Source organism: Mycetocola sp. TRD_SC_2, from assembly GCF_055361225.1.
Genome location: NZ_CM143954.1, coordinates 1360227 through 1383446 on the forward strand (window position 1 = coordinate 1360227; position 23220 = coordinate 1383446).

A 23220-nucleotide genomic window follows, 5' to 3' on the forward strand; every position below is an offset into this window, starting at 1 on the left:
AGCGTCTCACGATCAACCGAGTCAGGTGACCAGCGGAACACCCGGATGGTGCGATCGTCGCCGGGACCGCACTTCAGCGCTTTCGTCGTAGCGTGAGGACGGTGACGGATGCCGTGACCCGGCTCACAACATCCGTCTTCGTCGCGTCTTCCGAATCGCTGCGTGAATGATGCGCAGATGGCCCCATTCCGAGCAAGGCAGCAAGGGCGGCGCGGTCAAGCTCCATCGGGAACTCGACGGTCGACCGTGCTATCTGCGTGAACCACGGGTCCGCGGCCGTCACGAGGTCGTCTGCCTTGCCATCGGGGACGTCGAGGGCAAGGCCAGCCTCCCGCGCCTCGCGGAGATGCGAGCCGGTCGGAACGACCGCCACGAGGCATCCGTCTTCATCGAGGACACGGGCGAACTCGGGGAGGTTCCGGGGAGCGAAGACGCTCAACAGCACGTCGCGTGACGCGTCGGCGAGGGGCAGCGGCTGCCAGACATCGAGGACCACTCCAACAGCGCCAGGAATCCGTTGGACGGCGATGCGGACAGCGGCGGGGGAGAGGTCGGCGGCGAGGACATCCGTCGCGTTCAGCAGCGCCGCAGCGGCGGCGAGGTAGAACCCGGTGCCACAGCCGATCTCGGCAATCCGGGCAAGCGCAGCCGGAGCAACGTCACTGATGGCCGCTGCCACCTCGCGGGCTATGGGATCATAGGCGCCGGTGGCGAAGAACGTGTCGCGCGCTGCCAGCATGTCGGCGCTGTCGCCGACGACGCGGGTGCGGGGTGGCAGGAGCGAGATGTAGCCGCGCTTGTTGGCGTCGAAACGGTGACCATGCTCACAACCGACCGTAAGGGCGCCGGTGGGGGAGAGCGGAACGGATTTGCCGCTGTGGGAGAAACAGAACGGGCAGCGAAGCCCTCCTGCCATTTGGTGGAGGGTCAACGCTGCCCGATCGGTTCGGTGATGGTCCTAGTGGTGGTCGTGCGAGGATTCGATCTCGCCCCGGGTTACCGGGTCGAGGCGGTCCTCGAAGAACCAGCGCGACAGGGCGGCACGAGATCTCTGGGCCACGGTGATGCGTCCGCGCGAGTTCGGGCGGATCATCAGCGGCTGGTACGACTCGTGACCCACGAGGTTCCAGCGCTCGTACTCGTCGACGGGTTCGTGAACCTCGATGTACTCGCCACCGGGGAGGCGGACGATGCGTCCGGACTCGTAGCCGTGGAGCGCAATCGAGCGGTCCTTCTTCTGCAATGCCAGGCAGGTGCGCTTGGCGATGAAGTAGGCGAGGACCGGTCCGATGAAGAGGAGAGCCTGCAGGGTGTGGATGACACCCTCCATCGTGACCTTGAAGTGCGTCGCGATGATGTCCGAGCTGGCCGCTGCCCACAGGACCGCGTAGAACGTGACACCGGCAGAGCCGATGGCCGTCCGGGTCGCGGCGTTGCGCGGGCGGTCGAGGATGTGGTGCTCACGCTTGTCTCCGGTGATCCAGCCTTCGATGAAGGGGTAGATCAGGACGAGGACGATGAAAAGACCGACGACCGCGAGCGGGATCAGGATACCGAACGAGAACGTGTGGTCGAAGAGCACGATGTCCCAGTTCGACGGAGCGAGCCGCAGCACGCCGTCCGCGAAGCCGATGTACCAGTCGGGCTGGGTTCCCGCAGACACCGGTGACGGGTCGTATGGGCCGTAGTTCCAGACCGGGTTGATCGTGAACAGCGACGCGATGAGCATGACGACACCGAAGACGATGAAGAAGAACCCACCGGCCTTCGCTGCGTACACGGGGAGAATCGGGTAGCCGACGACGTTCTGCTGTGTGCGACCAGGACCGGAGAACTGGGTGTGCTTGTGCACGACGACGAACAGAAGGTGCAGCGCGATCAGCACAAGAATGATCGCCGGCAGCAACAGGATGTGGAGCGAGTACAACCGGCCCACGATGTCTGTTCCGGGGAACTCGCCACCGAACAGCAGGAACGATGTCCAGGTTCCGATGACCGGGATTCCCTTCACCATTCCATCGATGATGCGGAGGCCGTTACCCGAGAGCAGGTCATCTGGGAGGGAGTAGCCCGTGAAGCCTTCGGCCATCGCGAGGATGAAGAGGACGAATCCGATCACCCAGTTGAGCTCGCGCGGCTTGCGGAACGCACCGGTGAAGAAGATGCGCAGCATGTGCAGACCGATCGAGGCCACGAACAGCAGAGCAGCCCAGTGGTGTACCTGGCGCATGAGGAGACCACCGCGGACATCGAACGAGATGTCGAGGGTGGATGCCATGGCCGCGGACATCTCGATGCCCTTGAGGGGCACGTATGAGCCTTCGTAATGGACTTCGGCCATCGACGCCTGGAAGAAGAACGTCAGGAATGTTCCCGACAGCAGGATGATGACGAAGCTGTATAGCGCTACCTCACCGAGAAGAAACGACCAGTGATCGGGGAAGATTTTGCGGCCGAGTTCCTTGACGGCGGTCGAGATGCTCGTCCGCTCGTCGAGGTAGTTCGACGCCGTTGCAGTGAACCCGCCGGATTTCTTCGCCGGCGTCGGAGTCGTGGATTCGGCCGGGGCCGTGACGGTGTTCAATGACGCTCCCAGAAGCTCGGGCCAACAGGTTCCGTGAAGTCGCTCTGTGCGACGAGGTAGCCCTCGTCGTCAACGGCGATGGGAAGCTGCGGAAGGGGACGAGCCGCGGGTCCGAAGATCACGGCGCAGTGGTTGGTGACGTCGAACTGCGACTGGTGGCACGGGCAGAGCAGGTGGTGTGTCTGCTGCTCGTACAGTGCGACCGGGCACCCGACGTGGGTGCAAACCTTGGAGTAAGCGACGATGCCGTCGTACGACCAGTCCTTGCGGTCCTCTTCTTCGACGAGATCCTCGGGCTTGAGCCGCATGAGAAGAACGATGGCTTTCGCCTTCTCCTCGAGGTAGCCCTCGGTGTGGCCGAGGCTCGCGAGCTTCTCGGGGATCACGTGGAAGACAGATCCGACCGTGACATCGGCTGCCTTGATCGGCACACCTGACGGGTCCCGCGCGAGCTTGTCTCCGGCTTCCCACATGGTGTGCTTCAGAAGGTCGACGGGGTTCTGGTTCTCCGGGGCGAGCCCACGGAACAGAACGACGGCGGGGAGCGGGAACGCGATCAATGCGCCGATGAGACTGTTGCGGATGACCGAACGGCGTCCGATACCGGACTCTTTGTTCGCCTCGTCGAAGATTTCGACGGCACGGGCCCGTGTTTCCACGGATCCGCGGACCGGGTGGCGCTCGTCGATGCCCTCTTCTGCGTGCATGAGGGCCTTGCCCCAGTGCACAGCGCCGATGCCGAGCGCGAGAAGCGCGAGCGAAAGACCAAGACCGATGTAAAGGTTGTTGGCACGAACCGAGGCCACATCCTCCGGAACGATCGGGAACGCCATGTACGCGGCGATAGCCCAAACGCTTCCGACGATGGAGAGGTAGAACAGCGTGTAAACCGCACGCTCAGCGTTCTTCTCCTTCTTCGGATCCAGGTCGGTGACCCGGGCTCGGTGCGGGGGGAATCCTGGGTTCTGAACCGCGTCCCTGGCGACGACAGCCGTACCAACGGCGTGTTCTGTGCCGTGGCCGTGGTCTGACGAGTCGGCAGCGGCGAGTTCCGTGCCGCTGTTATCGTCCTGTGCCATGCTGCTCCTTCATAGTTCTGCGCATTGTTCTGAGCCCGATCCCTAGTTCGACCGCGCCGTGATCCACACGGTCAGTGCGACGATGCTTCCCAGGCCGAAGATCCAGAGGAACAGTCCCTCGGCGACGGGGCCGAGCGATCCGAGCGTGTTTCCGCCGGGGGAGGGGTTCGCCTCCATGTACTTGAGAGCGGAGATGACGTCGCGCTTCTCTTCAGGGGTGAGGTTCGTGTCGCTGAAGACCGGCATGTTCTGCGGTCCGGTGACCATTGCCTCGTAAATGTGCTCGGGCGCTACCCCGCCGAGAGCCGGTGCGTACTTGCCCTCGGTCAGTGCGCCACCGGCGCCTGCGACGTTGTGGCACATTGCGCAGTTGATCCGGAAGAGCTCGGCTCCGTTGGAGACGTCACCCTCTCCGTCAAGAAGCGACTCATCGGGGATACCGGGGCCAGGAGCGGTCGTCGCGACATACTCTGCCATCGACTTGATCTGGTCATCCGTGAACTGAACGGGCTTGACCGGTGCCTGCGGGCCGTGGGCCTGCATCGGCATACGGCCGGTTCCGACCTGGAAGTCAACGGCCGCGGCTCCGACTCCGACCAGGCTCGGTGCGTCTTCGGTTCCCTCGAGGTCGAGTCCGTGGCAGGACGCACAGTTGGCCTGGAAGAGCTTCTTGCCGTCTTCGACGCTTGCAGCGCTGACGATCGCCGGTGTTTCGGCGCTGGCTGTTCCGGTCGAGAACGCGGCGAACGCGCCACCGGTGAAAAGAAGTCCGACGGCAAGCAGCGAAAACGTGGCGAGCGGGCTGCGGCGTCCCTGCTTGCGACTCTTGCGAGCGGTGGGCAATGGTGTCTTGGGCATTCGAGCTTTCTCCGGTTGCTATCTCAGTACGTAAATGACGAAGAAAAGGCCGAGCCAGACCACGTCGACGAAGTGCCAGTAGTAGGAGACGACGATCGCGCTTGTCGCTTCCTTGTGGCCGAAGTTGGTGACGGCATACGCGCGTCCGATAACAAGGAGGAAGGCGATGAGGCCGCCGGTGACGTGCAGACCGTGGAACCCGGTGGTGAAGTAGAACGCCGAGCCGTACGCGTTGGATGAGAGGGTGACGCCTTCGCTGACGAGGGTCGCGTACTCCCAGATCTGACCGGCGACGAAGATGGCGCCGAGGGCATAGGTGAGGAAGAACCACTCGACCATGCCCCACTGCGTCGGCTTCCAGCCCACGGAACGAGACTGCATCCGCTCAGCGGCGAACACGCCGAACTGGCAGGTGAATGACGACGCGACCAGGATGCTGGTGTTGACAGCCGCGAACGGAACGTTCAGCAGGCCTGCCTCGCTAGCCCAGAGGTCCGGTGCAACAGACCGGAGGGTGAAATAGATCGCAAACAGCCCCGCGAAGAACATGACCTCACTGCCGAGCCACACAATGGTGCCTACAGCGACGGTGTTGGGTCTGTTGATCTTCGGGGCTCTCGCCGCATAGTTCAATGAAGTGCTCGTCACTCTTCCATTATGGCCGATATCCCGGCGTGTTTTTCGCAATCGGGGCCCACATCGACGAGTCGTTAGTTAGGGCAGCCTCAATAGAGTTCGCCAATTCGCCGTGAATACGCCGAAGGGCGGCTACTCGATAACCTTGGGGTCATGTCTGATTCTCCGCGCTGGCCGTCCGTGCTCACCACGCTCCTCTCGGGCGACGACCTCAGTGTTGCCGAAGCGACCTGGGCGATGGAGCAGGTCATCAGCGGAGACGCGAGTTCTGCTCAGATCGCTGGCTTCCTTGTCGCCCTGCGTGCGAAGGGTGAATCGGTCAACGAAATCGTCGGTTTCCGTGACGCCATCCTCGAACGTGCGGTCACTCTTCCCGTCGACTCGATGGCCCTCGACATCGTCGGCACCGGGGGAGATCGATTCGGAACGGTGAATATTTCCACGATGGCATGCATCGTGGTTGCGGCGAGTGGCGTGCCGGTCATCAAGCACGGGAACAAGGCGGTGAGCTCGACGTCGGGTGCGAGCGACGTGCTGAGCGAGCTGGGGATCGACCTCACCCTGTCACCGGATGCCGTGGCATCCGCTCTTGCCCAGACGGGCATCACATTCGCTTTCGCGTCGGCGTTCCACCCCGGATTCCGGCACGCAGCACCGGTGCGTGCTGAGCTCGGTGTTCCGACGGTGTTCAACTATCTCGGGCCGTTGTGCAACCCGGCGAGACCGGAAGCTTCGGCTGTCGGGGTCGCCCAGCTCGACCGCGTGCCGTTGTTCGTCGGCGTCTTCCAGACCCGGGGAGCGACAGCACTTGTATTCAGGGGCGACGACGGCCTCGACGAACTCACCACGACCGGTCACTCTCACATCTGGGAAGTGAGCAGGGGGCTCGTCACCGAGCACGACCTCGACCCGCGCGACCTCGGCATTCCGCTGTCGACGATGAGTCAGCTCGTCGGTGGGGATCCTGCGCACAATGCGGATGTTGTGCGCCGCGTACTCAAGGGCGAGCAGGGTCCTGTGCGGGACATCGTGCTGCTGAACGCTGCCGCCGGTCTCGTTGCGTACAGGCTTGCGGAGGACCCCTCGCAGATGCAGACGGCCATTCTCGAGCGTTTCGCTGCGCAGCTCGAAGTGGCGCGGGAGTCCATCGACTCCGGTCGTGCCCTCGCGAAGCTCAACGACTGGGTCACGGCAACGACCGCTGATCCGGCGTCGCGCTGAGCCCCTTACGGGCCGGGGTGCCGGGCGGCTAGGTTGAGAGCAGGCTGCCCCGCCCGGTTCACGCAGATCAGGAGATTTTCAATGAAGAAGCTCATCAATGACCCGAAGAACGTTGTCACCGAAGCCGTCGAAGGATTCGCCGCGGCGCACGCCGACATTGTGCGTGCCTCGGCTGACCCACTGTTCCTTGTTCGTACCGACGCCCCGTCCGACAAGGTCGGGATAATCTCAGGAGGCGGTAGCGGCCACGAGCCCCTGCACGGTGGATTCGTCGGCTACGGCATGCTCGACGCTGCCGTTCCCGGCGCCGTCTTCACCTCTCCGACCCCCGACCCGATCGTGGCGGCCACGACCGCGGTCGACGGCGGTCGCGGGGTCCTCCACATCGTCAAGAACTACACAGGAGACGTGCTCAACTTCGAGACCGCCGCTGACCTCGCCGCCGCCGATGGTGTGGACGTTCGCACCGTCATCGTCAACGATGACGTCGCCGTCCAGGATTCGCTGTACACCGCCGGGCGCAGGGGAGTGGCTGGCACGGTACTCGTCGAGAAGATCGCGGGCGCAGCTGCCCAGCGCGGCGATTCCCTCGACGACGTCGCTGCGGTGGCTGAGAAAGTCAACGCACAGGTGCGGTCGATGGGTGTCGCGCTCACACCGTGTGTCGTCCCGCACGCCGGCGAGCCCAGCTTCCACCTCGAAGACGACGAGATCGAGATCGGCATCGGGATCCACGGTGAGCCGGGCCGCGAGAAGATCAAGCTGCAGCCGGTCGACGCGATCGTTGAACGCCTGCTCGGTCCCATCCTCGATGACATCCCGTTCGGTTCCGGTGACCAGGTGCTGTTGCTCGTCAATGGCATGGGAGGCACACCGCAGGTCGAACTGTTCATCGCCTACCGCCACGCAGCGCGAGTACTCGCCGACCGCGGCATCGAGGTGGCCCGATCACTGGTCGGTAACTACACGACGTCGCTGGAGATGCAGGGCATGTCGCTCTCAGTTCTCAAACTGGATGACGAACTGACCGAACTGTGGGATGCCCCTGTCCAGACCGCAGCTCTGCGCTGGGGCCGCTGAGACTCTGACGAACAACCGAGAGGAAACTAGATGACACTGGGAACCGAATGGGTGACCGACTGGGTGAGGGCGAGTGCCGCCGTCATCGCCGAGAACCGGGTCGACCTGATCACGCTCGACCGCGAGATCGGAGACGGGGATCATGGCGAGAACATGGACCGCGGCTTCTCGGCGGTGCTCGCGAAGCTCGACGGACTCGCTGACGACGCGATCCCGGCCGACGTGCTCAAGCTCGTCGCGACGACTCTCATCTCGACGGTTGGTGGAGCATCCGGCCCGCTGTTCGGGACTGCCTACCTCAAAGCGGCTGGTGCGGTCGCCGGGCGCGCCGAGCTGGATGGTGCCTCTATTGCTGCCATTCTGCGCGCTGCCCGTGACGGCATCGTCCTCCGGGGCAAAGCTGAGACCGGTGACAAGACAATGATCGACGCGTGGAACCCCGCGGTTGAAGCAGCGGACGCCGCCCAGTCCAACGGCGCCTCTGAACTGGAGATCCTCGAGGCCGCGGCGGATGCTGCCGCTGTGGGTGCTGCGTCCACCGAACCGCTCGTTGCGCGCAAGGGCCGCGCGAGCTACCTGGGGGAGCGGGCGATCGGGCACCGGGATCCCGGCGCACAATCGACATTGCTCCTGCTTCGGGCCGCCGTGGACTCCGCGAGAAACGCGGCATCCGAATGACGGTAGGTCTCGTCTTCGTCTCACACAGCTCAAAGATCGCCGATGGTCTCGTCGATCTCGCTCGGCAAATGGCAGCGGATGTCACGCTCGTTGCTGCGGGCGGCACCGATGATGGAGGGATCGGGACGAGTTTCGACCGTGTCGCCGCCGCGATCGGTGAGGCGGATTCCGGCGACGGCGCCGTCGTGCTGTGCGACCTCGGCTCGGCGATCCTGACGGCCGAAACCGCCCTCGACTTTCTCGACGACGATGCACGTGCGCGAGTGCTTCTCGCCGACGCGCCGCTCGTCGAGGGAGGCGTCGCCGCCGCCGTCGCAGCACAGACCGGCGGAGACCTCGCCGGTGTCGCAGCGGCTGCCAGAACGGCGAGCGCGTCGGATGCGGCCGGGGAGCCCGCGGGGGAGTCGCCCATCGAGCCGGTGGAGCAGGCACTCGCCCAGGGGTACTCTCGCGTCGTCTCCATCGTGAACCGCGACGGGCTGCATGCCCGGCCCGCCGCCGATTTTGTGAAGCTCGCGAGCACGTTCCCGGTGCGCGTCACCGTCAACGGAAAGGATGCCAAGAGCCTCCTTGCGATCATGGCACTCGGCCTGGTGCGCGGTCGCGACGCCGAAATTGCGACGGCAGATCCGGATGGCCGGGAAGCGGTCGACGCGCTTGCTGACCTCGTCGCCTCCGGCTTCGGCGAGGACTGATCGCTCGCGCTAGCAGTTTTCCGCCGATTCGTCAAATCAGCGGTACGATGGCGGCATGGTCCGATCAAGAAGAACGGAGACCACCGACGGCCGGCTGGTTCGCTCGGCTGCGTGGGTCGACCGAAAACTCATGCCCGTCTTCGGCGCGCCACCGGTGTCGACCGATGAGAGAGCGCGCGAGGGTGGCGCCGTTCCTTCGTGCCCGGTCTGCGGGCATCCGATGGGGGAGCACTCCATCGATCACTCCACTCCCAATGCCCTGCTCGAGTGCCCGGCGCCGATCGATCACAGCCTTGAGCTTGACAATTACTCGCCGCTCAACGAACTCGGAATGCCGGTGCATGACACCAGGAAGTCGAGTGCGAAGATGCGCTGACTGCGTCGGTAGACGCGCGAGTCGCTCAATTCACTCGTTGCGGCCCGATTCACCCGGCAGGACGGGTGTAACCGTCCGAAGCGAGTGAAAATGCTGAGCAACAGAATCGGGGAGGGTCGGAATTCCCATGAATCCGGTGCCCGATCGTTTTGTTGACATAATGTGCATTATCGGCACGAAGATCGACGTGGCGACGGAGGGGCGCTCCCGTCCCTGATTTCACAGAAGTGGCTGGATCGTTCCGTGCGTCATTATTCCCGCGTCGACTGCATTCGCCGGCTCAGGATGACCCGCAAGCGACACGAGCGCCGGGTCTATCGCCGTCCGTGGCAAATGGCGGGATGCAATCTGGCCGTCAGGAATCGCGGCGTGGAAACGTGTCGAGTCTGACGGCGACGCTCAGCGCTTGAAGTCCGACGTGTCGCCGACGTAGCGCGTGTTCTCCTCGGGAATCGGATCGACGGCCGCCGCGGCGACCTCTGCAGCAAACTCACCGACGTTGTAGAGCTTGCCTGCTGAGTCCTTGCGGGCGCTGATCGCCCCAGGGTTCGCCCGCTCCAGCAGCGTCGCTGTGATGGTTCCCTCGATCATGTCGCCAGATACCACAACGAACTCGATGCCCTTCTCGGTGAGCGCCGGAAGGCGGTCACGCAGCGCGTCCTCACCGGCGCGCTTCGACAGCGCGACGGGCTCGTACTCCGGCATCGTCTCGGTTGTGCGGATGAAGTGTGCCTGGTGGCTTGTGACGAAGACGACGCGTGAACCAGGGGCAAGCAGTGGAAGGGCGGCCTCGAGGACGTTCACCTGCGCGTCACGGTTGAGCTGCATCGCGTAGTCGGCCTCCATGCCGCTCTCCATGCCGCCGGACGCATTGAGGACGAGAACATCGAGTGAGCCGTACTGCTGGCGAATGGTGTCGAGCATCGACTTGACAGACGCGGGATCGGTGAGGTCGGCCCCCACCGTGAGAGCGGTTCCGCCCGCGGCGCGGATTGCGTCGGCAAGCTTGACAGCCCGCGACTCCTTGTTGCGGAAGTTGATGACGACATTCGCACCCGCCTCAGCGAAGTAACGGACCGTGTCGGCGCCGATCCCCCGTGACGAACCGGTGACAAGGACGTTCTTGCCCGTGAGAGAACCTGGGGCGAGGGGGTTGGACACGGTGGAGCTCCTTCACGAACGATACGGATGCCTGCTGCGGCATTCCCGGCCTCCGAGACTACCAAGAACTCCCCTGCCGCCTTCGTCCGCCTGCTAGATTCGAAAGCAACACGGTGCCCAGAGGCGGGTTCCGGAGAGGGTGTGGCATGGACTGGATCGTGCAGTACGCATGGGTGATTTGGATCGTTCTCATTCTCCTGTTCATCACCATCGAGATGCTCAGCCTCGAATTCACCTTCCTGATGCTCGCCATCGGCAGTGCCATCGGTCTGCTGACCGGATTCCTCGGGGTGCCCTGGTGGGGCCAGCTCCTCATCGGTGCCGCGGCATCCGTTCTTCTCCTGTTACTTGTCAGGCCCCCGTTACTCCGAGCCCTGCGAAAGGGCGAGGATCCGACGAAGAGCAACGTCGACGCTCTCCTCGGAGCCCGCGGACAGGTGGTTCAGACCGTCTCGGGGATCGGCGGGCAGGTGAAGCTCACGAACGGCGAACTGTGGACGGCAACCGTCGCAGCAGACTCCCCCGCCACGAGCCTCGAACCGGGAACATCGGTTCGCGTGCTCGCCATTCAGGGAGCGACCGCCGTGGTCGTCCCGCAAGAGAGGAATTCCTAAGTGGAGAATCCAACCGAACTGGTGGGGACCGTCGTCGCCTGGATCATCGGCGTCGTCGTCCTCATCTTCATCCTCGTGGTGTTGTTTCGCGCCATCCGGATCATCCCCCAGGCCACAGCGGGCGTTGTCGAGCGCCTCGGCCGCTACCACAAGACGCTGCAGCCGGGACTGAACATTCTCGTCCCCTTCATCGACCGGGTCCGCCCGCTCATCGATATGCGCGAGCAGGTCGTCTCGTTCCCGCCGCAGCCGGTCATCACCGAAGACAACCTCGTGGTGTCGATCGACACGGTCGTGTACTTCCAGGTGACGGATGCCCGCGCCGCCACCTACGAAATCGCCAACTACCTGGGCGCGGTCGAGCAGCTCACCACGACGACGTTGCGTAACGTCGTCGGTGGCCTGAACCTCGAAGAGGCACTCACCAGCCGCGACAACATCAACGGCCAATTGCGCGTCGTGCTCGACGAAGCGACAGGAAAATGGGGAATCCGTGTCGGCCGGGTCGAGCTCAAGGCCATCGACCCGCCCCTCTCCATCCAGGACTCGATGGAGAAGCAGATGCGCGCCGAGCGGGACCGCCGTGCGCTGATCCTCACCGCGGAGGGAACCAAGCAGTCAGCGATCCTCACCGCTGAGGGTGCCCGCCAGGCCGCCATCCTCAGCGCGGAAGGCGATGCCAAGGCTGCTGTCCTCCGCGCGCAGGGTGAAGCAGAAGCGATCACGACGGTGTTCGACGCGATCCACCGCGGAGATCCGGACCCGAAGCTGCTGGCGTACCAGTACCTGCAGACCCTCCCGAAGCTCGCCGACGGCTCCGCAAACAAGCTGTGGATCATTCCGTCCGAACTGACCGAGGCGCTCAAGGGACTCGGCAAGGCTTTCGTGCCAGGCAAGGGCGACGACGAGCCGTACACGCCGAAGGGACCCGCGCCGGATCTCCCGTCGAGCCTCTTCCCGCCGGACCGTGCTCCGGATTCGGTGCCGCCCACGCCGCCCGCTCCCCCGTCGGCCCCGATCTCCGAGTAGGAATGACAGCTGAACGCGTGGCCTCGCGGTATTTCGATCCCGAGAGGCCACGCGTTTTTGCGCACCGGGGGCTGGCGCTCTCATCCCCGGAGAACACGATCGCCGCATTCCAGGCGGCCGTGAACGTCGGGGCGCAGTACCTCGAAACGGATGTCCACGCCACCAGCGACGGCGTCGCGGTTCTCGTACACGACCCGCAGATCGTTGCGGACGGTGTGGTCCATACCGTGAGGAACCTGACCTGGAGCCAGTTGCGCCAGCTGGACCTGGGTGGTGATCACCGCGTCCCGACGCTCGCCAGCGCACTGGTCACGTTCCCCCGAAGCCGATTCAACATCGATGTGAAATCCGAACAGGCAGCCGGGCCGGTCGCACGAGCCATCCGGGCCGAAAAGGCCGAGGACCGGGTGCTCGTCACGTCGTTCGACGAGGCGCGGCGGTCCCGGGCGACGGCGCTGCTTGCGGATGCTGCCACGTCGGCATCGTCGGAGCGGTTCAGGCGCGCATTCATCGGTGCCCGCCTCGGATCTGCCGCCCTCGTAAGATCCGCGCTGGGCGGCATCCGCTGTGTTCAGGTCCCTGAACGGTATCGGACGGTGCGTGTCGTGACCCGGCAGACGGTGAAAGCTTTCCACCGTGCCGGCGTCGAGGTGCATGTCTGGACAGTGAACGACCCCGACGACATGACTCGCCTCCTCGATTTCGGTGTCGACGGATTGATCACGAATCGGGCAGATCTCGCCCTCCCCCTCGTGGAGAGTCGGCGGTCGAACCGGTAACCTGAACGTCGGCTGGGAGGAATCTCCAGGAAACAAGGTGACGCCCAGCTTGGGGGGCTATAACTGGACTCAGCGAGCGAGAGGGGTCCACACCATGGCAGATCGTAGTTTGCGCGGAATGCGCCTCGGCGCCCAGAGCCTACAAAGCGAAGACGGCGTCGTATTTTCAGAACGAGTCCGGTCGGTGTATCTATGCCCGACCTGCAACAACGAGACGGCACTGATGTTCGCCGCTGACGCGGAGGCCCCAGACACCTGGGAATGCCGTCACTGCAGCGGTGAAGCGGTTCTCATGGTTGGCTCGGAACCGGTCGTCATCGACCGGTCGGATCAGAAGCAGGCACGAACGCACTGGGACATGCTGCTTGAACGTCGGAGCAGGGATGAGCTCGAAGAGCTCCTCGAGGAGCGTTTGACGTTCCTCCGGGAACGGCGCGGCCAGCACAAGGTCGGCGCTTAGGCTCCAGAATTCGGGCGTCCGCGATGCGGGCGCCCGTTTTTTGTGCGCAAAAGCAAGGCGACGACGAGTGACAGCAGCCCGAAGTAAGAGACGAGTGACTCCATGTGTCCTCCGGCAGCCATCGCGGGCGTAACCTCGACGACCAGCGGAACGTCGTAAACCATGTACCCGGGCTCGTAAGCGGGGATCTCGGTGAGCGTTGCGCCGTCGGGTCCGATCATCTGGCTCGTTCCCACGGTGGAGACGTTGACGAGGCTGCGTGACGACTCGATCGCGCGGAGCCGCGCAATCGCGAGCTGTTGCTGGTTCTCGTCGGTGCGGCCGAAATCCGCATTGTTCGTCTGGGCGATGATCACCTGCGCGCCGCGGTCGACCGCCTCGCGGGTCAGCGCGTCGTCGACGATGTCGAAGCAGATCGAAATTCCGGCGATCACTCCGTTGACGTTGAAGACGTTGTCGATGGTTCCTGGCGTGTACTCGCGGCCGATCAGCCCGATGAGATCCGGAGCGAACGGCTCCCAGAACTCCCGGTCGGGAACATACTCACCAAATGGCACCGGATGCCGTTTGTCGTAGTGGTCAAGAGGCCCGGTCTGCGTCTCCCACAGCATCGAGGTGTTGTAGAACCGGCCGTCGCGCTCGGTGATCGTTCCGACGATGAGCGGCGCCTGTGCCTGCGCTCCGAGATAATCCAGGACGGATGCCGCCTGCGGCTCACGGGTCGGGTCGAGGTCGGTGCCATTCTCCGGCCAGACGATCATGTCGACCGGGGTCCCGACGAGAGGCAGCGTCGCCGACGCCTGCGCGGCGAGGACGTCTCCCGGTTCCCGTTCGTCGAAGTAGCCGGCTTTGCCGTTTCCCTGAACAGCAGCGATGGTCGACGTTCCGCGTTCCACGACGGGCCAGGCCGGCAGCGCGAGAACAACGGCAATGGCCGCTGCGGGAGCGAGGAGGCGGAGGGACGGGACAGTCACCTCCGGCTCGCGCAGGAACTGGAGCAGGAACGCGACGAGCCAGACCATCACGAAACTCAGGCCGCTGACGCCGATCCACGCGACGAGCGGAGCGAACGGGCTCTCGGACTGACTCAGCGCGACCCGGCCCCAGGCGAATCCGCCATACGGCCAGGTGCTGACGAGGGCTTCGCGCGCCGTCCAGAGCCCGGCGACGACGATGGGCAGCAGGCCCACCCGGCCGAGCGCCGTGGGCCAGACGTTCGGTATCCAGCGGAACGCGAGGGTGATGAGCAGGGCGCCGAGAGCGAAGAAGATCGACTGGAGGATCGACAGGGCAAGCCACGGAACGTCGCCGAGGTAGAGCGTGATCCAGGAGATATGGACGAGGTAGAACGAGACACTCGCCACGAATCCGACGAGCAGAGCACCCCACGCGCTTCGGCCGACGAGCGTGATGAGGATGATACCGATGCCCACGTAAGCGAGGGGCCAGATGCCGAGGTCGGGGAATCCGGCGTCGAGGACAGGCCCGGAGCCTGCGGCGAGGAGAAGAGCAGCCGGGAGCGGTACGGGAGGGCGCGTCGGGGCTGTTTCGGCTGTCACTCCTCCAGCCTATGTTGCAAAAACAGGCGTCCCGTTCACCGCGGGTGTATTCACACCGTGCTGTAGGCGACGATCCCCCGACGGATGGCTTCGAGTGCCTTTCGGGCGTTCCTGCCCACGCCGCCGTCAGCCACTATCGAGAGCTGATCGAGAAGGTCAATTGTCTGTTTCGTCCAGCGGACGAAATCCCCAGCGGCCATGTCTGCTTCGGTGAGCACCGCGTTGAGGTTCGATCCTCGCGCCCACTTGTGCATCGCGACGACGAGGCCGGTCGCGAGCGGTTCGCTGCCCGGGAGCCGGTTCTCCTGCTCGGTGTCGTCGAGCCGCGCCCACAGCTCCTGGGTCTTCTCGAGTGCGACCCGGAACGCGCCGCGCGGCAAGAAGCGGTCAGCCATCATGCCCTCGTCCCGTCTCGGTTCAAACACGATGCAACTCGCCATGGCGGCGAGGCTTGCCGGGTCGAGGTCGTTCCAGACGCCACGCTGGAGCGCTTCAGCGACGAGGAGGTCACGTTCTCCGTAAATCCGCTTGAGGGTGCGGCCCGCGGCGCTGAGTTCAACCTCTCCCCCGTCGCCGGGGAGGAGGTACTCGTACTCGAGAAGAACGTCCGTCACTCGGTCGAAGATCTTGGCGACGGCACCCGTGCGGGTGGCGATCTGCCTGCTGAGCTGGTCGGTCTGGCGTTTCAGGGTGAACCAGCGTTCGCCCCATCGGGCGTGCTGTTCCCGGTCGGAACAGCCGTGGCACGGGTGCGCCTTCATCCGCTTGCGCAGTGAGGCAAGTTGCTTCTGCCTGCGGTCATTGTTCGACCGGGAGGAATGCTCAGGGTGGGCGCTCTTGCGCTCGAGATCCGTCAATTCCCTGCGGATGCCGGCGTACTCGGCGAAGTCGCCGAGGTGACAGGTCATCGCCTCGCGGTACTTCGCGAGGGATCCCTCCTGCTCGCGGACCTTGCGCGCCATTCCGACGACGGCGCGGTCGGCCTGGAATTGCGCGAACGATGACTCGAGAATCTCGCGTGTCCGTTCCCTGCCGAACTGGTCGATCAGGTTCACCGCCATGTTGTAGGTCGGCTTGAAGCTTGAGTTGAGCGGGTAGCTTCGCTTTGACGCGAGGGATGCGACGGATTGCGGGTGCAGACCCTCTTGCCACGCGATGACAGCGTGGCCCTCGACGTCGATACCTCGCCGCCCGGCCCGCCCCGTGAGCTGGGTGTACTCCCCCGGAGTGATCGGTACGCGTGCCTCGCCGTTGAACTTCTCGAGCTTCTCGAGCACGACGGTTCTCGCCGGCATGTTGATGCCGAGGGCGAGGGTCTCCGTCGCGAACACAGCCTTCACGAGCTTGCGGCGGAAGAGTTCTTCGACGACTTCCTTGAACGCGGGCAGCATGCCGGCGTGGTGCGCCGCCACTCCGCGTTCGAGTCCGTCGAGCCACTCCCAGTAGCCGAGAACGTTGAGGTCCTCGTCCTGCAGATTGGAGCAACGCTCCTCGACGATCTCTCGGATTTCGTCACGTTCGTGCGCTTCGGTGAGATGGATGCCTGAACGCAGCACTTGCACGACGGCCTGGTCACAGCCCACCCGGCTGAAGATGAAGAATATCGCGGGAAGAAGGTGGTGTTCATCGAGGAGTTCGATGGTCTCGCCGCGGTCAAGTCTCTGCTGGGGCCGCTGTCGTTTCGCGTTGTACCGGCTGACATCCTTGTGGTGCTTCGAGCTCGGCGATCGTCCACCGAACTGTGCCAGCCGCACCAGCTCCGGGTTCACCGAGTGGGTCTCAGCAAGTGTCGGGGCAGCGAAGAGGTCGATGAGTTTTCCGCGCATGAGAACGTGCTGGTCGAGCGGCACCGGGCGCTCCTCCGAGACGATGACCTCGGTATGACCGCGGACCGCTTGCAGCCAATCGCCGAATTCCTCCGCGTTCGAGACGGTGGCGCTCAGCGAAACCATACGCACCTCCTGCGGGAGGTGGATGATGACCTCTTCCCAGACGGCGCCACGGAACCGGTCGGCGAGGTAGTGCACTTCGTCCATCACGACGTATGCCAGGTCGGCGAGGAGGTCGGAGTCCGCGTACAGCATGTTGCGAAGCACCTCTGTGGTCATCACCACGACCCGGGCCCGCGCATTGATGTTGGTGTCGCCGGTGAGGAGACCCACCGATTCCGCGCCGTATTCCGCGACGAGTTCGTTGAACTTCTGATTGCTGAGAGCCTTCATCGGCGCCGTGTAGAACACCTTCGATCGGGTGCGCTGCATCGCCGCGTAAATGGCGAACTCGGCGATGATCGTCTTGCCTGCTCCCGTCGGCGCGGCGACGAGCACGCTGTTCCCGGCTTCGACACTTGCACAGGCCTCGAGTTGGAACGCGTCGAGGTCGAAACGTTGCTTGGCGCGAAACGCGTCGAGGAGCGGGGTCTTGCGTTGGGAAGCTGCGTAGCGTTCGGCAGGGCTCAGGTTGACGGTCACGCGAACAATTCTGCCTCGAATGCCAGCCGGCGCTTAGCGGCGCGACGGTCATGAAGATATGCGATGCCGTAAGAGCCGAAGTACAACGCGACCATCGGGATGGCCAGGATGAACATCGAGATGACGTCAGCCGCTGGAGTAGCTGTCGCGCAGAACAGTGCGATGACGAGGACCGCGACTCGCCAGGACTTGATGATGGTCGCCGCGCTGAGGACGCCGACGAAGTTCAGCAGGACGAGGAACACCGGGACGATGAAGGCGATACCGACCGCGAGAACGAGCTTTAGCACGAAGTCGAAGTAGATCCCGGCGTTGAAGAAGTTCGACGCATCTGCAGGAGTGAAGCCGACCATCAGCTCGACGATGTGCGGCATGACGAACCAGCCCGCGGCGCAGCCGGCGAGGAACAGCGGAACGGCGCTCAGCAGGAATCCGAGGGCGTACCCGATCTCTTTCCGGGTGAGCCCGGGAACCAGAAAGGCCCAGATCTGGTAGAGCCAGATCGGGCTGGCCACGACGATACCGATGGTGAACGCGACCTTCATTCGAAGGTCGAACGCCCCGGTCACATTATCGAAGTTCAGCAGAGCTTGTCCGCGCCCCTCTGCGATGTCGGTGATCGGAGCTGCCATAGCGTTGATGGCGAATTCCGACACGATGAAGCCCGCCACCATCGCGATGATGATGCCGAGAGCGCTGATGAAGAGGCGTTTACGCAGCTCGACCAGATGCGCGCCGAGCGACATCCGGCCGTCGACGCTCCTGCCCCGTTTGGTGCGGGCGGCCACGAACCCTACGGCTTCGTCTGGGGTCCGGGAGCGCCCGGAGTCTGGTTCGCCGGCGCCGGCTGTTCGGCGGGCGGTGCAACCGTCTCGACAGGGGTGACCGGCGTCGTGCCGGTGGCGTCGTCGGTCTTGTCGGTCTTGTCGCTCTTGATCTCACTCTTGAAGATCTTCATCGACTGGCCGACGCTCTTCGCGAGAGCCGGGAGCTTGGGAGCACCGAACAACAGAAGGACGAGGAACACGATGACGAGCAAGTGCCATCCGGTGAACGCGTTGCCGAAGATTCCCATGAGCTGTCCTTTGATCCTGTTGTAGTTCGGGTCAGTTTACCGCGCTTCGCTGGAAGTCGCGTGCGTCACTGCGCGTCGATCTCTTCAGCGTACCTGTCCAGAGCCGCTTGCGCCCAGTCAGCCACGCGCACCCGCGCCGTATCGGGAGAGATGACGGTGACGACGCCGGAGAGACCGGCGATCAATCGCTTGAGTCCGTGGTCGTGAGCGACGTGAAGAGTGACGCGCGAGCGTCCGTTCCTGCCCGGCACCGGGGCATCCGACGTGAGGTAGTCGGCGATCATGCCGATCGCGTCCTCCGGCAGTTCGACGACGACCTCAAGGTCGCTCTCTGAACTCTCGAACAGGCTCTCGGAGAGCGGAACCTCGCCGGCGTGGTGGCTGATCGGCTCGTCGGTGACGTCGAGGTTGCTCATCCGGTCGAGCCGGAATGTGCGCACGGCCTCACGGAGATGATCCCATCCACGCAGGTACCAGTCCTGGTCGAGCGACTGGATGCGCAGCGGGTCGACGCGGCGCTTCTCGGATTCTCCGCGAGAGTTCAGGTAGTCGAACTCGATCTGGTTTCCCGCCGCGACGGAGTTCCGGATGAGAGCGAGTGAGCTGTCGGCCTGGCTCGACCCGACCGCAACTTCGGAGGGCCGCCCGGTGGAGCCGAGCGCCAGTTTCGACATGAGAGAGCCGAGCACGTCGCGGTCTGCCTGCTCCGGCAGTGACGACAGGTACTGGAGCCCGGCGATCAACGCGGCCGCTTCGCGCGCGGAGAACCGGGGCGAGTCGTCGATCGCAACCAGGTGGGTGATGATGATTTCGTCGTCTTGTTCGAACGCGTCCCAGTCGATGTCGAAGAGGTCTTCGTGCTGGTACGAGCTGGTCTCCCCCGGTACCCCTGAGACAGCGATGAGCCGGACGGATTCGCGAATCTGTTCCTCGTCGACACCGAAATGCTTCGCGGCGTCAGCCACCCGAACGGAACCGTGATCCATCAGGTACGGGACGAGCGCGAGAAGGAACGCGAGTTTGTCGCGAGCGTGCAGCGCCGGTTTAGCCACGGGGAGCCCCTGTTCCTCCGCGGTGGGTGCGGACTGTCTTGACGTGGCGTGAGACCACGGCGTCGCGGAGTCGCTGCGGGGATTCGACGAGTACCTCCGGCCCGTATGCGGCGAGCTCGTCGGCGAGAACGTCGACGTCGGTGTAGTGAAGTTCGAGGGTGCCGTCGTTCGCGACGGATGCCCGCTTCGTCAGCCGCGTTGCGGCATCCGTTCCAGGTTCCACCCGAATGACGGCGCGCTGCGACGCCCAGAGTGCGTCGAGGTCGTTGAGTGAGCGCTCGGCGTGACCCCCGGCCTCCGGAGGCGTCCAACTGCGCTGGACCGGGACCACCGGACCGACGATGCGGGACAGCAGGAAGGTTCGCTTGTCGCCAACCGTGAGGTCGTGGGCGGACAGGTGCCACCTGCCGTGGTGCTGTACGAGGGCGAGCGGTGCAACGGTGCGCGTCTTCGCGGTGGACTCCCCCGGTTTGAGGTAGGGAAACTCGACGACACTGTGGCGTTCAAGCGCCTGGCGCAGCGGCTCGAACGAATTCTCGCGGATCCGCACCCGGGGTGCGTAACCGATGACGGGTTCGTCCGATTCGATTCCGAGAGATCGAAGTTTGAGGATCGCCCGGCGTGACTCACCCGAGAGCGAGCCCTGACGCCAGACGGTCGCGGCAAGCGACAGCATGGCGATCTCTGCCGGTGAGAACGTGAGCTCCTTCGGCAGGTCGTACTCGCCCTTGGGGATGCGGTACCGCGTGAGCTGGTTATTGCCGGGGTCGCCGGGCGCTTCGACGGTCTCGAGGGGGATGCCAAGTTCGCGAATGTCGTCTTTGTCCCGCTCGAATTGACGCTCCAGGTTGGCGTTGCCGCCAGAGCCGGAGTAGCGCTGCCGATAGCCCTGCACCGTCGAGAGGATCTCGGACTTGGTCAGGCCCTGTTCGGTCGCGAGCAGCGCGAGGACGAGGCTGAAAAGACGTTCCTCGACGGCTACTCGCGGCGTGGCGGCTTCGGTGGGATCTGGCACGGCTTCATCCTAATCGCGCGGCGGGAGGCCGAGCGGTCAGGACACCGTGCCAAGGATATCGACGACGAAAACGAGGGTGGAGTTGGCGGGAACGGCCGCGTTGGCCTGGTCGCCGTAGCCGAGCTCCGGCGGGATCACGACGAGGATCTGCGAACCGACCTGCTGGCCGACGAGCGCTTCCGACAGGCCGGGAACGATGCCATCTGCGGCGAACACAGCCGGGACGCCCTTCTCCCAGGATGAGTCGAAGATCGTCTGGTCTGCCCAGAGCGCACCGGTGTAGTGGATCACCATCGGTCCGGACTTGGTGACCTTCTTTCCGTCTCCGTCCTTGAGGACGGCGACCTTCAATTCGCTCGGCGGTTCGGACGACGGGATGGTCAGCCCGGGGGTTCCATCCCCTGCCGTGACGACGGACGGGAAGCCGGCTTCAATGACCGGCCGGCTCGCACCGTTGGCCTTGTCGAGGTACACGTCCAGGATGTCAGCGACGAGAACGAGAGTCTCCTCGCCCTCCGGGATCGTCATCGCGATGCGCGATCCGGGCGTGGCGCACTTCAGAGCGTCGGCCATGTCGGGGTGGAGCTGGGACGGAACGTACAGGGCCGGCTCGCCGTAGGCGTTCTGCTCGAGCGGCTCGCCCGTTGCGCCGTCGTACAGCGCGAAGCTCATTTTCACGCTCTGGTCGCCGGTGACGACATTTCCGTCGTCGTCGCCATCGATGATGACCGAGCGTTCCGTCTTCGTCGCCTTGACCGGGGTCGGCATGCTGACGGTGGGCGCCTCGCCGAACTCGCCTGAGACGTCAATGAGCTTCGAGGCGCTCCCCTCCGTCGTCGTCGGCTCGCAGGAGTCCGCAGCCGACGGGGCGCAACCGGTGAGGGTGGCCACCAACAGGCCGGCGGACAGGATAAGAACTGGAGCCTTGCGCACGGGATCTCTCTTCGATGCTTTGGATGGCGGATGCGACGCTGTCGCGAATCCATTTTAGTGGTCGGGGGTCTCGTTGGTTTCCGCGCCGTCGACGGCGTCGTCGTCTGCCGCTCCAAGCGACCTCGAACGGCTGAGTTGTGCCGAGTTGTTGACGGTGCGCATCCGCTTACGAAGGATCTTCGCGCTGACGTTGCGTTCGCCGAGCGCTCCCGGTGTCCAGAGTTCCACGTCGTCGTCGCTGAAGTCCGACTTGCTCGGACGGCGCTTGAGCTCGGGCAGGACGGCTCCGTCGGCGAGACGGCGCGCGGTGATGAGGAACCCGGTGTGGCCGATCATCCGGTGGTCGGGCCGCACAGCCAGTCCTTCGACGTGCCAGCCGCGCACGATCGTCTCGTTCGAGTCCGGGTTGGTGAACTGGCCGGTGGCACGAATCGCCTCGGCGACGCGAGACAGCTGGGTGACGGTCGCGACATAGCAGAGCAACACCCCGCCCGGCTTCATCGCGGTCGCGCACGCGTCGACGTTCTCCCACGGCGCGAGCATGTCGAGGATGACCCGGTCGACGGATGCCGGTTCGACGGTCGCCGGGAGGGCCTCGGCGAGGTCTCCCACCGAGACGCGCCAGTTGTCCGGGTCATACCCGAAGAACGTTGCAACGTTCCCGCGGGCGACGTCGGCGAACTCGTCGCGACGTTCGAATGATTCCAGCCGGCCGGTCGGGCCGATCGCACGCAGGAGCCACAACGACAGCGCTCCGGAGCCGACTCCCGCCTCGACGACCGTCGCCCCGGGGAAGATGTCGGCCTGGCCGACGATCTGGGCGGCGTCCTTCGGATAGATGATCGCGGCGCCGCGCGGCATGGACATGACGAAGTCGACGAGCAGCGGCCGGAGGGCCAGATACTCGATGCCGTCCGTCGTCGTGATGACCGAACCGTCGGGAAGCCCGATGATGCTGTCATGACCGACGATTCCGCGGTGGGTGTGGAATTCCTTGCCGTGCTCGAGGGTGATCGTGTTGCGCTTGCCCTTGGGACCGGTGAGCTGCACGCGGTCTCCGACCCGGAACGGACCGGAGTTCTGGGGGCGCTCGTCGAGCGGGCGTTCGGTGGGGAGCTGATCGGTCATCGGGAAAGTCCTTCGCTGCGTGAGGCGGCGAAGACTGCCGACACATCGTTACTGGTTCTGCCGGCCAGGGTGGGCCAGGTCGTGTGGGTGGATGCTTCGGGGATGGTGACGGCGTGGGGCACCGCGATCGAGACGGCACCGGACGCGACGGCGGATGCCAGTCCGGCCCGTGAGTCTTCAATGGCGACACAGTCGGAGATCGACACACCGAGAAGCGACGCGGCGGTGAGGTACGGTTCCGGGTGCGGCTTGGGGTTGTCGACTTCGTCGCCGGTGACGAGCAGATCGAACGCGTCGAAGTCGAGGTGTGAGAGCACCTGCTCCGCCATCGAGCGGATCGACATGGTGACGAGCGCTGTCTTCACTCCACGGTCGCGGAGCTCCTCGAGGAGCTCCCTGGCACCGGGCCGGAATGGGACGCCGTCTTTCGCGAGCCGGTCGCGCACGCGGCCCGTCAGCAGGTGCACGATGTCATCCGCCGGCAGGTCGACGCCGCGGGACTGGAAGATCTGTGCGGACTCCCAGAGTCCGGAACCGACGAGGGTCATGGCATCCTCGTAGGTCCACGTGTGGCCGTAGGACTCGACCAGATCCGTCTCTGCGGTGATCCAGTACGGTTCGGTATCGACGAGTGTGCCATCCATGTCCCAGAGGACGGCGGCGGGAAGCTGTGTAGTCACGAGTTTCAATGCTACCCGGTGCCGGACTGCGCCTATTCTTGGAGGATGCCCGCGTTC

At 64.5% G+C, this 23220-nt stretch carries 24 protein-coding genes; 9 read left to right on the forward strand and 15 right to left on the reverse strand.

Features of this window, described 5'->3' with window-relative positions:
• Nucleotides 1-73 precede the first annotated feature (73 nt).
• Genes ACWA1Q_RS06470 through ctaE form a run of 5 tightly spaced genes read right to left on the reverse strand, consistent with a single transcriptional unit; the run spans nt 74 to nt 5169 of the window.
• Nucleotides 74-916, reverse strand: coding sequence for a methyltransferase domain-containing protein (locus tag ACWA1Q_RS06470; RefSeq protein ID WP_463760474.1), 843 nt, complete (start codon nt 914-916; stop codon nt 74-76).
• A gap of 42 nt (nt 917-958) precedes the next feature.
• Nucleotides 959-2584 (reverse strand): cytochrome bc1 complex cytochrome b subunit, encoded by a 1626-nt coding sequence (qcrB, locus tag ACWA1Q_RS06475; protein ID WP_463760476.1) that lies wholly within the window; start codon nt 2582-2584, stop codon nt 959-961.
• Complete coding sequence (gene qcrA / locus ACWA1Q_RS06480; protein WP_463760478.1) at nt 2581-3663, reverse strand: cytochrome bc1 complex Rieske iron-sulfur subunit; 1083 nt, start codon at nt 3661-3663, stop codon at nt 2581-2583. Before qcrA ends, qcrB begins: the two co-directional genes overlap by 4 nt.
• Before the next feature lie 42 nt (nt 3664-3705).
• Entirely contained in the window at nt 3706-4521 is an 816-nt protein-coding gene (gene qcrC / locus ACWA1Q_RS06485) for a cytochrome bc1 complex diheme cytochrome c subunit (RefSeq protein WP_463760480.1), read from the reverse strand.
• Nucleotides 4522-4539: 18 nt separating this feature from the next.
• A complete protein-coding gene (gene ctaE / locus ACWA1Q_RS06490; RefSeq protein WP_463760482.1) occupies nt 4540-5169 on the reverse strand; it encodes an aa3-type cytochrome oxidase subunit III in 630 nt (209 codons plus the stop codon).
• A gap of 141 nt (nt 5170-5310) precedes the next feature.
• Between ctaE and trpD the strand changes: the two genes are divergently transcribed.
• The 5 genes from trpD (at nt 5311) to ACWA1Q_RS06515 (ending at nt 9207) form a co-directional block, all read left to right on the forward strand.
• Entirely contained in the window at nt 5311-6378 is a 1068-nt protein-coding gene (gene trpD / locus ACWA1Q_RS06495) for an anthranilate phosphoribosyltransferase (RefSeq protein ID WP_463760484.1), read from the forward strand.
• Between the two features lie 81 nt (nt 6379-6459).
• Nucleotides 6460-7458 carry a dihydroxyacetone kinase subunit DhaK gene (gene dhaK, locus ACWA1Q_RS06500; RefSeq protein ID WP_463760485.1) on the forward strand — a complete coding sequence of 333 codons (999 nt, stop codon included), beginning with the start codon at nt 6460-6462 and terminating at the stop codon, nt 7456-7458.
• Between the two features lie 30 nt (nt 7459-7488).
• Nucleotides 7489-8136 carry a dihydroxyacetone kinase subunit DhaL gene (gene dhaL, locus ACWA1Q_RS06505; RefSeq protein WP_463760487.1) on the forward strand — a complete coding sequence of 216 codons (648 nt, stop codon included), beginning with the start codon at nt 7489-7491 and terminating at the stop codon, nt 8134-8136.
• Nucleotides 8133-8831 carry a dihydroxyacetone kinase phosphoryl donor subunit DhaM gene (dhaM, locus tag ACWA1Q_RS06510; protein ID WP_463760488.1) on the forward strand — a complete coding sequence of 233 codons (699 nt, stop codon included), beginning with the start codon at nt 8133-8135 and terminating at the stop codon, nt 8829-8831. Before dhaL ends, dhaM begins: the two co-directional genes overlap by 4 nt.
• A 55-nt stretch (nt 8832-8886) precedes the next feature.
• Entirely contained in the window at nt 8887-9207 is a 321-nt protein-coding gene (locus tag ACWA1Q_RS06515) for a hypothetical protein (protein WP_463760489.1), read from the forward strand.
• Nucleotides 9208-9606: 399 nt separating this feature from the next.
• Here the strand turns inward: ACWA1Q_RS06515 and ACWA1Q_RS06520 are convergent, their stop codons facing one another.
• A complete protein-coding gene (locus tag ACWA1Q_RS06520; protein WP_463760491.1) occupies nt 9607-10368 on the reverse strand; it encodes an SDR family oxidoreductase in 762 nt (253 codons plus the stop codon).
• Nucleotides 10369-10514: 146 nt separating this feature from the next.
• Here ACWA1Q_RS06520 and ACWA1Q_RS06525 point away from each other — a divergent pair, with 146 nt between their 5' ends.
• The 4 genes from ACWA1Q_RS06525 to ACWA1Q_RS06540 all read left to right on the forward strand — a co-directional run bounded on the left by ACWA1Q_RS06525 (nt 10515) and on the right by ACWA1Q_RS06540 (nt 13250).
• A complete protein-coding gene (locus ACWA1Q_RS06525) occupies nt 10515-10982 on the forward strand; it encodes an NfeD family protein (RefSeq protein ID WP_463760493.1) in 468 nt (155 codons plus the stop codon).
• Nucleotides 10983-11000: 18 nt separating this feature from the next.
• Nucleotides 11001-12011, forward strand: coding sequence for an SPFH domain-containing protein (locus ACWA1Q_RS06530; protein WP_463760791.1), 1011 nt, complete (start codon nt 11001-11003; stop codon nt 12009-12011).
• A 2-nt stretch (nt 12012-12013) separates the two neighbouring features.
• The gene (locus ACWA1Q_RS06535) at nt 12014-12790 is read left to right on the forward strand and encodes a glycerophosphodiester phosphodiesterase family protein (RefSeq protein WP_463760495.1); all 777 of its coding nucleotides are present in this window, start codon (nt 12014-12016) and stop codon (nt 12788-12790) included.
• Nucleotides 12791-12884: 94 nt separating this feature from the next.
• On the forward strand, nt 12885-13250 hold the full coding sequence (locus tag ACWA1Q_RS06540) for an RNA polymerase-binding protein RbpA (RefSeq protein ID WP_463760497.1): 366 nt from the start codon (nt 12885-12887) through the stop codon (nt 13248-13250).
• On the opposite strand, the gene lnt is transcribed toward ACWA1Q_RS06540, so the two are convergent.
• From lnt to ACWA1Q_RS06585, 9 genes are all read right to left on the reverse strand, one after another.
• Complete coding sequence (gene lnt / locus ACWA1Q_RS06545) at nt 13247-14809, reverse strand: apolipoprotein N-acyltransferase (protein ID WP_463760499.1); 1563 nt, start codon at nt 14807-14809, stop codon at nt 13247-13249. The two genes, ACWA1Q_RS06540 and lnt, sit on opposite strands and share 4 nt — an antisense overlap.
• Before the next feature lie 50 nt (nt 14810-14859).
• Nucleotides 14860-17280 carry a DEAD/DEAH box helicase gene (locus ACWA1Q_RS06550; protein ID WP_463760500.1) on the reverse strand — a complete coding sequence of 807 codons (2421 nt, stop codon included), beginning with the start codon at nt 17278-17280 and terminating at the stop codon, nt 14860-14862.
• On the reverse strand, nt 17277-18068 hold the full coding sequence (gene tatC, locus ACWA1Q_RS06555) for a twin-arginine translocase subunit TatC (RefSeq protein WP_463760502.1): 792 nt from the start codon (nt 18066-18068) through the stop codon (nt 17277-17279). Before tatC ends, ACWA1Q_RS06550 begins: the two co-directional genes overlap by 4 nt.
• A 5-nt stretch (nt 18069-18073) precedes the next feature.
• Nucleotides 18074-18355, reverse strand: coding sequence for a twin-arginine translocase TatA/TatE family subunit (gene tatA / locus ACWA1Q_RS06560; RefSeq protein ID WP_463760503.1), 282 nt, complete (start codon nt 18353-18355; stop codon nt 18074-18076).
• 65 nt (nt 18356-18420) lie between these two features.
• Nucleotides 18421-19407, reverse strand: coding sequence for a helix-turn-helix transcriptional regulator (locus ACWA1Q_RS06565; RefSeq protein WP_463760505.1), 987 nt, complete (start codon nt 19405-19407; stop codon nt 18421-18423).
• Nucleotides 19400-20422, reverse strand: a complete 1023-nt coding sequence (locus ACWA1Q_RS06570) for a helix-turn-helix transcriptional regulator (protein WP_463760506.1) — start codon at nt 20420-20422, stop codon at nt 19400-19402. Before ACWA1Q_RS06570 ends, ACWA1Q_RS06565 begins: the two co-directional genes overlap by 8 nt.
• Before the next feature lie 36 nt (nt 20423-20458).
• The gene (locus tag ACWA1Q_RS06575; RefSeq protein WP_463760508.1) at nt 20459-21355 is read right to left on the reverse strand and encodes an FKBP-type peptidyl-prolyl cis-trans isomerase; all 897 of its coding nucleotides are present in this window, start codon (nt 21353-21355) and stop codon (nt 20459-20461) included.
• Nucleotides 21356-21409: 54 nt separating this feature from the next.
• A complete protein-coding gene (locus ACWA1Q_RS06580; protein WP_463760509.1) occupies nt 21410-22483 on the reverse strand; it encodes a tRNA (adenine-N1)-methyltransferase in 1074 nt (357 codons plus the stop codon).
• Nucleotides 22480-23163, reverse strand: a complete 684-nt coding sequence (locus tag ACWA1Q_RS06585; RefSeq protein WP_463760511.1) for an HAD family hydrolase — start codon at nt 23161-23163, stop codon at nt 22480-22482. Before ACWA1Q_RS06585 ends, ACWA1Q_RS06580 begins: the two co-directional genes overlap by 4 nt.
• Nucleotides 23164-23220: the final 57 nt, after the last annotated feature.

What these genes read in the sequence shown, in the direction of transcription:
- ACWA1Q_RS06470 (WP_463760474.1), bottom strand. Translation starts at nt 916, where the DNA reads ATGGCAGGAGGGCTTCGCTGCCCGTTCTGTTTCTCCCACAGCGGCAAA.
- qcrA (WP_463760478.1), bottom strand. Translation starts at nt 3,663, where the DNA reads ATGGCACAGGACGATAACAGCGGCACGGAACTCGCCGCTGCCGACTCG.
- qcrC (WP_463760480.1), bottom strand. Translation starts at nt 4,521, where the DNA reads ATGCCCAAGACACCATTGCCCACCGCTCGCAAGAGTCGCAAGCAGGGA.
- trpD (WP_463760484.1), top strand. Translation starts at nt 5,311, where the DNA reads ATGTCTGATTCTCCGCGCTGGCCGTCCGTGCTCACCACGCTCCTCTCG.
- dhaK (WP_463760485.1), top strand. Translation starts at nt 6,460, where the DNA reads ATGAAGAAGCTCATCAATGACCCGAAGAACGTTGTCACCGAAGCCGTC.
- dhaL (WP_463760487.1), top strand. Translation starts at nt 7,489, where the DNA reads ATGACACTGGGAACCGAATGGGTGACCGACTGGGTGAGGGCGAGTGCC.
- dhaM (WP_463760488.1), top strand. Translation starts at nt 8,133, where the DNA reads ATGACGGTAGGTCTCGTCTTCGTCTCACACAGCTCAAAGATCGCCGAT.
- ACWA1Q_RS06515 (WP_463760489.1), top strand. Translation starts at nt 8,887, where the DNA reads ATGGTCCGATCAAGAAGAACGGAGACCACCGACGGCCGGCTGGTTCGC.
- ACWA1Q_RS06525 (WP_463760493.1), top strand. Translation starts at nt 10,515, where the DNA reads ATGGACTGGATCGTGCAGTACGCATGGGTGATTTGGATCGTTCTCATT.
- ACWA1Q_RS06535 (WP_463760495.1), top strand. Translation starts at nt 12,014, where the DNA reads ATGACAGCTGAACGCGTGGCCTCGCGGTATTTCGATCCCGAGAGGCCA.
- ACWA1Q_RS06540 (WP_463760497.1), top strand. Translation starts at nt 12,885, where the DNA reads ATGGCAGATCGTAGTTTGCGCGGAATGCGCCTCGGCGCCCAGAGCCTA.
- tatA (WP_463760503.1), bottom strand. Translation starts at nt 18,355, where the DNA reads ATGGGAATCTTCGGCAACGCGTTCACCGGATGGCACTTGCTCGTCATC.
- ACWA1Q_RS06580 (WP_463760509.1), bottom strand. Translation starts at nt 22,483, where the DNA reads ATGACCGATCAGCTCCCCACCGAACGCCCGCTCGACGAGCGCCCCCAG.